The organism is Bradyrhizobium sp. NAS80.1 (assembly GCF_001908205.1).
Classification (GTDB): Bacteria; Pseudomonadota; Alphaproteobacteria; order Rhizobiales; family Xanthobacteraceae; genus Bradyrhizobium.
Window position 1 is genome coordinate 1 of record NZ_LGHL01000233.1, and the last position, 7,243, is coordinate 7,243.

Below are 7,243 nucleotides of genomic sequence, written 5' to 3' on the forward strand. Positions count from 1 at the left end.
CTCGGCGTCTGGGCAGGTTGGCATCTTCATCAACGGCTCGATCAGGCTCAACTTTACCGCGCCTGCTACGCACTCCTCACGATCACGGCCGTCAAGCTGCTCTGGGACGGCTTGACGGGTTATCTCGGCTGAGGCAGTCCGCGTGGCCGCCGCGGTTCTCAACCCGACGACTTCGAGCGGCACTAATAACGGCAGCTTTCGCCACTCTCCTCTCAGAGAACGGGTGTGACGAGTGCAGCTCCCGAAAATGAGCAGCAAGATTGTCTCGCACGAGTTTCCCCATGGCGTGCCAGTCGGCTTTCAAATTTGGCTCTGACGCACCTTTGGTGCAACTCGCTCATTCGACGCCAATCAATCTAGCCTGAAGCAGATCACGTTTCCCGCGTCCGTACATTTGTCGTCTAACCAGTTTTAGGCGGGTGATCTGATCTTCGGTCGGTCCGTTGGAACAGGGCGAAGTGACTGCCGCCCGACCGCCGCTTCATCGTTCGTAACGCCGCGGGCGAATGACGCGACAAGACTGGCGTGAGCGCGCCTCCTGAACACTTGTTGGGGCGCCAGCCCGTGCCGTCGGGCAACGTCGGAAGCGACGGCACCTGGTGCCAACGTTTCCTCGATAATCCGGCCCTTGCCATCCTTCGAGAACCACCGACGCTGGCCCGTCTCTGTGACCATTTCCACTGGCCCGGCGCCACGTTCGGCTTAAGCGTTTCAATCGCAGAAAGTCGATAGCCTGCGCGCGCCAGCCGACAAACGACGAGGCGTGAGCACTATTACTATCGGGCGAGCTTGCAGAAATTGTGCTGACGAGGAGCGGTCCAGAATTCTGAAGGCAGCCAATCAGTCTGACACGGGCCTCACGATTAGCTCCATTTCTGCTGTTTGTTCTTACCCGATCAGCCCGCCCGTTTCTCCGGTGGTCCGCTCGAGGCCTCGAATGTGCGCGCGAAGAAGGGATACAGCTCTTTCGAATTCCCGTTTCCTCAGTGCGCTTACAATCTGGCGATGCGCATGACTTGAGCCGGGCTTCCAGCCAGCTGAGCGCGTCGCGGAAAAGATGATCCGGGAGTTTGCCAGCTGAAGATCGTCGAGCATCGAAAGCAGCCTCGGCATCTTGCAGGGCGTCACAAGCTCCCTGTGGAATGCGCGATTGGCTCGTTCCCAGTCGACCATCGATTGAGCCTGATCACCCGCAAGGAGCGCCTTTTCGATTCTGTCGAAGCAAGCCGCATTCATTCTGGGAGCCGCCAAGGTCAGCGCCAGCGTCTCGAGAGCGGTTCGGATTTCGACGATCTCCTGGACTGATGCAGGGTCAAGGGGCGATACGCGCACTCCCCGGCGAGGCAGGTTAACAACCAGCCCGCGGGATCGCAGGAGGTGGAATGCTTCCCGCGCCGGCACATGGCTCGCGTCGAATTCCTCGGCGACCCGGTCCTGGCGAAGAGGCGTCCCGGGAGCCAGCTCACCGGAAACAATCCGCTCTCCAATTTCGTTTGCAATCCGCTCCGCAACGGTCTCAGCCATCTCCACCTCATAGATAATCTCTGGAATTTCAAATTGACCACGCGCCTCTCCATGGTCAAGTTCGAGGCTGTGGAGAGTTCTAATAGATTATCTATTAGATTGCCACGGTTTTTGATCAGCGCTGTGACAGCAGCGCAAGGAGAAACTTGAATGCTGGACCTGGAACGCGATTCAACAATGCGGAAGAGCGGGAGGCCGCAGATCTGGATCGTCGAGGACGCACGCTCCGTGTATGAGCGCCCCTTCAACGATCTCCTATTTCATGCACACACAGTTCATCGGGCCCATTTCGACCCCAACCAGATCCAGCTCAGCAAGCTGCTCAACATCAAGACGGGCGGCTGTCCGGAGGACTGCGGCTATTGCAGCCAATCGATTCATCATCGCTCCGGGGTGAAGCCATCAAAGCTCATGGTCCCGGAGCAGGTGATCGAAGAGGCTCGCAAGGCAAAGGAAGGCGGCGCGACCCGATATTGCATGGGGGCTGCCTGGCGCAGTCCGAAGCCGCGGGACGAGGCAGCGATCGTCTCGATGGTAAAGGCTGTAAAAGCTCTCGGCCTCGAAACCTGTATGACGCTCGGCATGCTGTCGTCCGAGCAGGCGAAGACTTTTGCCGACGCGGGCCTCGATTACTACAATCACAACATCGACACGTCCGAGCGATTTTATCCGGAGGTCGCGACCACCCGCACCTTTGATGACCGCCTGCAAACATTGGCCCTTGTTCGCGAAGCGGGCATGAAAGTTTGCAGCGGCGGAATCCTCGGGCTCGGCGAAGACGTCAATGATCGCATAGACATGCTGGTGACCCTGGCGAATCTGCCGACGCCACCGGAAAGCGTCCCCATCAACATGCTCATCCCGATGAAGGGGTCCAAGCTCGTGGATGCCGCGCCGGTCGATCCGATCGCATTCGTTCGTATCGTAGCCCTGGCCCGCATCCTGATGCCGGAATCACATGTTCGACTGACCGCGGGGCGCGCCTCGATGTCGGACGAGATGCAGGCGCTGTGCTTTTTCGCCGGCGCGAATTCGATCTTCATCGGCGACACGCTGCTGACGGCAGCCAATCCTGGAGATGATCGCGACTCAAGCCTTCTGCGCAGACTGGGCCTCACACCGGAGACAGCCGTCTGATGTTCGCGCAACTGGCCCGCTATGAAACCAAACTGAAGCAGCTCGAGCAGGAAGGTCGGCGCCGCACGCTGACCGGTCATGCTGGCCTTGACTTCACCTCCAATGACTATCTGGGGCTGGCCGGCTCCGAGCGACTTACCAAGGCCATCATGGCAGCGCTCGAACGGGGAGTTCCTGCCGGCGCAGGTGGATCGCGCCTGTTGCGAGGCAATCATCCTGAACACGAAGCGCTGGAGACAGAGGCCGCGGCCTTCTTCGGCACCGAGCACAGTCTCTATTTCGGCAGCGGCTACGCCGCAAATTTGGCGGTTCTCGCCACGCTGCCGCAGCCAGATGACATCGTCATCCACGACTCGCTCGTCCATGCGAGCGCTCATGCCGGCATCGCCGCCGGACGCGCGTCCGCCATTTCGGTCCCGCACAGCGATGTCGGCGCCTTCGCTGACGTCCTCCGGCGATGGCGGCTTGACGGAGGCAAGGGACATCCGTGGATCGTGGTTGAAAGCCTTTACTCCATGGATGGCGATCGGGCGCCATTGCGCGAACTGGCTGAGCTCGCCGACCGGTACGATGGATTTCTGTTCGTCGACGAAGCGCACGCAACTGGTGTCCACGGGCCGAACGGTCGTGGCCTGGCGGCCGGTCTCGAAGGACGAGACAATGTCATTGTTCTTCACACCTGTGGCAAAGCGCTCGGCGCATCCGGGGCATTGGTCGGAGCGAGCAGGCTATTGTGCGACTATCTCGTCAATCGTGCGAAGCCTTTCATTTATGCGACCGCTCCTTCACCTCTGCAGGCTGCATGCGTTCGTGAAGCGTTGAAGATCCTCGTCGACGAGCCGGACAGGCAGACACGCCTTCGTGATCTGATGCGCGCTGCAGACCGTGTGGCCATTGAGTGGCTTGGCTATTCAAGCGGTTCGCAGATCCAGCCGGTGATGATTGGCGCGAACGGAAGAACCAAGATGGTCGCCGAGCATCTGAGGGCGAGCGGCTTTGATGTTCGAGCTATTCGTCCGCCAACCGTACCCACTGGAACAGCACGCTTGCGTATCGCCGTCACGCTTAACGTAACTGCCCGCGATATCGCCGCCTTGTTCGAGCGTCTTGGGCAAGTCCTTCAAGACGAAGTACCATGATACAGCGCTTTGTGGTTACCGGAACGGACACGGGTGTCGGCAAGACTGTCTTTTCGGCTGCACTGACCGGCACCTTGAACGGTTGCTACTGGAAACCGGTCCAGTCCGGACTCCAGGGGGAAACTGACAGCGAGACGGTCAGTCGCCTCGCCGGCATCCCGGCCACACGGATCATTCCGGAGGCCTGTCGTCTGAGAGCGCCGGAGTCACCTCACCTGTCCGCTGCAATCGATGGAGTGAGACTCGATCCCGCGATGTTGCAGCCGCCCGACACGGGGCAGCCGCTCGTGATCGAGGGAGCGGGAGGCTTGCTGGTTCCACTCACACGTAGCGTGGTATTTGCCGATATCTTTGCGCGCTGGCGATTTCCTGCGATCCTGTGCGCGCGTACGGCGCTCGGAACGATCAACCATACCCTGCTGTCGCTCGAAGCGATGCGGAGCCGTCACATACCGATCCTCGGGGTCGCCTTTATCGGCGATGCTCATGCCGATACTGAAAGCACCATCGTGGAAATCGGCAAGGTCAGACACCTTGGACGCCTTCCATACCTTGACGTCCTGACTCCGGAACTGCTGCGTCGCGCGTTTCGTGACAACTTCGATCTTTCCATCTTGCGTGGGCGCTCCCCGCAATGAACGCCTTCGCGCAGTCGCCTGTGTGGCATCCGTTCACCCAACATCGTCTTGATCCCGTCTTCAAGAAGGTTGTGAAGACCGATGGCGCCTATCTCATCGACGAGGATGGCCATGCCATCTTCGATGCGATTTCCTCCTGGTGGGTCATTACTCATGGTCACCGGCATCCGACAATCATGGAAGCTATCCGGAATGCCACCGAACGCTTCGATCAGATCATCTTCGCCGAATACACCCATGCCGCAGCCGAAGAACTGGCTCAAGGTCTGATCCAGATTGCGCCTGCTGGCCTCGGTCACGTGTTCTTTTCCGATAGCGGCTCGACGTCGGTGGAAGTTGCGCTAAAAATGGCACTCGGCTTCTTCCACAACAGGGGCCTTTCACGTGCACGGATCGTTGTCATGGAACATAGTTACCATGGCGATACAGTGGGCACGATGTCGGCAGGCGCGCGCGGTGTTTTCAACGCGCCTTACGAGCAACTCTTGTTCGATGTCGAAACCATTCCGTTTCCGGAGCCTGGGCGAGAGCAGGACTCGTTGGATGCCCTCGACCGCATCGGCCGCCGCGGCGATGCCGCCGCGCTGCTTATCGAGCCGCTCGTGCTCGGCGCGGGTGGGATGAAGATCTATCCGTCGCATCTGTTGACCGAATTCAAGCGCATCACCTCACGTTGGAACATGCTGCTGATCGCCGATGAGGTGATGACCGGTTGGGGACGAACCGGCACGCTCTTCGCCTGCGAGCAGGCGGGAATTGTGCCCGATATCTTGTGCACCTCGAAGGGGTTGACGGGCGGCGCACTGCCTCTGGCGGCCACGTTGTGCCAGCCGGCGATATTCGAAGCCCATCTCTCGACTGACCGCAGTCGGATGTTCTTCCATTCGAGCTCGTACACGGCCAACCCGATCGCGTGTGCCGCCGGATTGGCCAATCTCTCCGTCTGGCGGAACGAACCCGTGAGAAACTGCCTGGCGAAATTGGCGGACATGCATGCCGAGCGGCTGATGCGCTTTCGCGCGGACCCGCGCTTCGCCAATGTCAGGCAAGCAGGCACCGTGGTTGCACTTGATCTCGACGTCCAGTCAGCGGGCTACCTCTCTGAGGTCGGTCCCCGGCTGCGCGCGTTTTTTCGCGACAGGGATCTGCTCGTTCGTCCTCTTGGGAATGTGATCTATCTGATGCCGCCCTACTGTGTGACGGCGGCGGAGCTCGATCGGGCGTATGAGGCGATCGCAGAAGCGGCAGATTTCGTGGCGCGCCCCGAAGGATGAGACCATCCGGCGGCACTATGAGCGACGGCTTCTCAGATCAGTGTATCGGGAAGCAAGCCTTGGAGATGGCCGCGCCTCCAAGCCAGCTGGATCGAATCTAGCACGCCGGTAGCTGGCGATGCGGAGGGGCATCGGTCTGCTCTGTTTCGGACGGGGTGTCTCGACTTTCGAGAAAGCCAGCAGGATGCGGGCACAGGTGAACACAGGAACAACAATGATGAACATACGGATCGAACACCTCACGGATTACAAGAGCTGCATTCAGACTATCGCAACCTGGCAGCGTGACGAATTCGGCTATTTGACGCCCGAGGTGACGCTGGAGCAGCGTATCGCGCGACTAGCCAACGCTAATGATCGCGAGCGACTGCCGATATCGTTGCTGGCGCTATCGGAAGATGGCAACACAATCGTTGGAACGGCCAATGTTTTGGCCACCACGCTCACTCACAAACACCTGTCTCCCTGGCTATCTTCCGTGTTCGTGCCACCTGAACATCGTAGACAAGGCGTGGCTTCCGCACTGGCGCTGGCGGCGGCCTCGGAGGCCGAGCGCCTCGGGTTCAGCTACCTCTTCACGCCACATAGCGAGCCTCTGTATTCCCGTCTGGGATGGGCGACCTTCGATCGCGTTCTCCTCCACGGTACCCCGCTAGCGATCATGGCCAGAAGGACAATCGGGCCGGTAGGTAACGCCTCGTTGAACGACCTTTGAATGACAAACGGATAACCAAGCGCGATCGAGCCTTCGTTGACGTTGATCTTGTTGCGATCGATCTTCAGATCGCGAACATTTGAGGTGTTCTGTCTTGGGTTCGTTTCGTCGGCTCGGCGGCGTGCATATTCAGGCAGAAGGAGAATTAGAACTTCTGGAGCGCGCGAGCACAATTATTGTGGCGCGGCGGCCGAGACCGAGCACTGGCCCGTCGAAAGCGAAACGAAGGTCGGACATGTGCCTGCTGGCTGTGATTGCGGGCAGCGCATCGAATGCTGCGCTATGGCATCTCCTCGCACAAATTTCATTTGAGTAAGCTGATCTGTTCACCGTTAGGCCGAATGTGCATCAAGACTTGCGTCAAGTACACAGGTCGGTGTAATTTGCTCTATCACACGTGACGTAGTGCACTGTCGTGACAAGATGCGCCATCATTGCAGCTCTTTTGAACTGATTGGCGCGCGGCTGCGACGAGGCCGTTTTGGAAGGCGAGGAGAAGTGTGTCTCTGATGAATCCGGTTTTTCTAGATACGCATCCAGCGTCTCCCATACAGGCGGCGCGTTCAAGCGAATGGGCATCCGCGTCACGGCCTGGCATCCGCTATGTCGAGACTGAAACCGCGCGGTTTCGTATTCGAGACGGCGGTAGCGGAGGGCGGACGATCGTACTATTTGCGGACGGACCAAACGCACTCGAACATCACGACCCGATCTTCGAGCGGCTCACCCGCTGGACACGAGTGATATTGGTCGATCCGCCCGGCTTCGGCTTTTCGACACCTAAGCCCGGCTTTGATTTTTCGCTTCGCGCATTCA

General features: G+C 59.3%; 7 protein-coding genes and 2 pseudogenes. 6 read left to right on the forward strand and 3 right to left on the reverse strand.

The window, feature by feature from the left end; all coding sequences use genetic code 11:
* Nucleotides 1-337: 337 nt before the first annotated feature.
* The 3 genes and pseudogenes from AC629_RS49390 to AC629_RS38770 all read right to left on the reverse strand — a co-directional run.
* Nucleotides 338-537: pseudogene (locus AC629_RS49390) on the reverse strand (ISL3 family transposase); the annotation flags it as partial.
* Between the two features lie 45 nt (nucleotides 538-582).
* Nucleotides 583-675 (reverse strand): annotated as a pseudogene (locus AC629_RS49395) (hypothetical protein); the annotation flags it as partial.
* A gap of 213 nt (nucleotides 676-888) precedes the next feature.
* Nucleotides 889-1,524, reverse strand: coding sequence for a GntR family transcriptional regulator (locus AC629_RS38770; RefSeq protein ID WP_084809964.1), 636 nt, complete (start codon nucleotides 1,522-1,524; stop codon nucleotides 889-891).
* Between the two features lie 177 nt (nucleotides 1,525-1,701).
* Here AC629_RS38770 and bioB point away from each other — a divergent pair, with 177 nt between their 5' ends.
* The 6 genes from bioB to AC629_RS47940 all read left to right on the forward strand — a co-directional run.
* Nucleotides 1,702-2,661 carry a biotin synthase BioB gene (gene bioB / locus AC629_RS38775; RefSeq protein ID WP_245332133.1) on the forward strand — a complete coding sequence of 320 codons (960 nt, stop codon included), beginning with the start codon at nucleotides 1,702-1,704 and terminating at the stop codon, nucleotides 2,659-2,661.
* Complete coding sequence (locus AC629_RS38780; protein ID WP_143199785.1) at nucleotides 2,661-3,800, forward strand: 8-amino-7-oxononanoate synthase; 1,140 nt, start codon at nucleotides 2,661-2,663, stop codon at nucleotides 3,798-3,800. Before bioB ends, AC629_RS38780 begins: the two co-directional genes overlap by 1 nt.
* Complete coding sequence (gene bioD / locus AC629_RS38785; protein WP_084809967.1) at nucleotides 3,797-4,438, forward strand: dethiobiotin synthase; 642 nt, start codon at nucleotides 3,797-3,799, stop codon at nucleotides 4,436-4,438. Before AC629_RS38780 ends, bioD begins: the two co-directional genes overlap by 4 nt.
* Nucleotides 4,435-5,712, forward strand: coding sequence for an adenosylmethionine--8-amino-7-oxononanoate transaminase (locus AC629_RS38790; protein WP_084809968.1), 1,278 nt, complete (start codon nucleotides 4,435-4,437; stop codon nucleotides 5,710-5,712). Before bioD ends, AC629_RS38790 begins: the two co-directional genes overlap by 4 nt.
* A gap of 214 nt (nucleotides 5,713-5,926) precedes the next feature.
* Entirely contained in the window at nucleotides 5,927-6,427 is a 501-nt protein-coding gene (locus AC629_RS38795; protein WP_168195693.1) for a GNAT family N-acetyltransferase, read from the forward strand.
* Between the two features lie 509 nt (nucleotides 6,428-6,936).
* On the forward strand, nucleotides 6,937-7,243 hold a 307-nt coding region (locus AC629_RS47940), incomplete at its 3' end, for an alpha/beta fold hydrolase (RefSeq protein WP_210419177.1).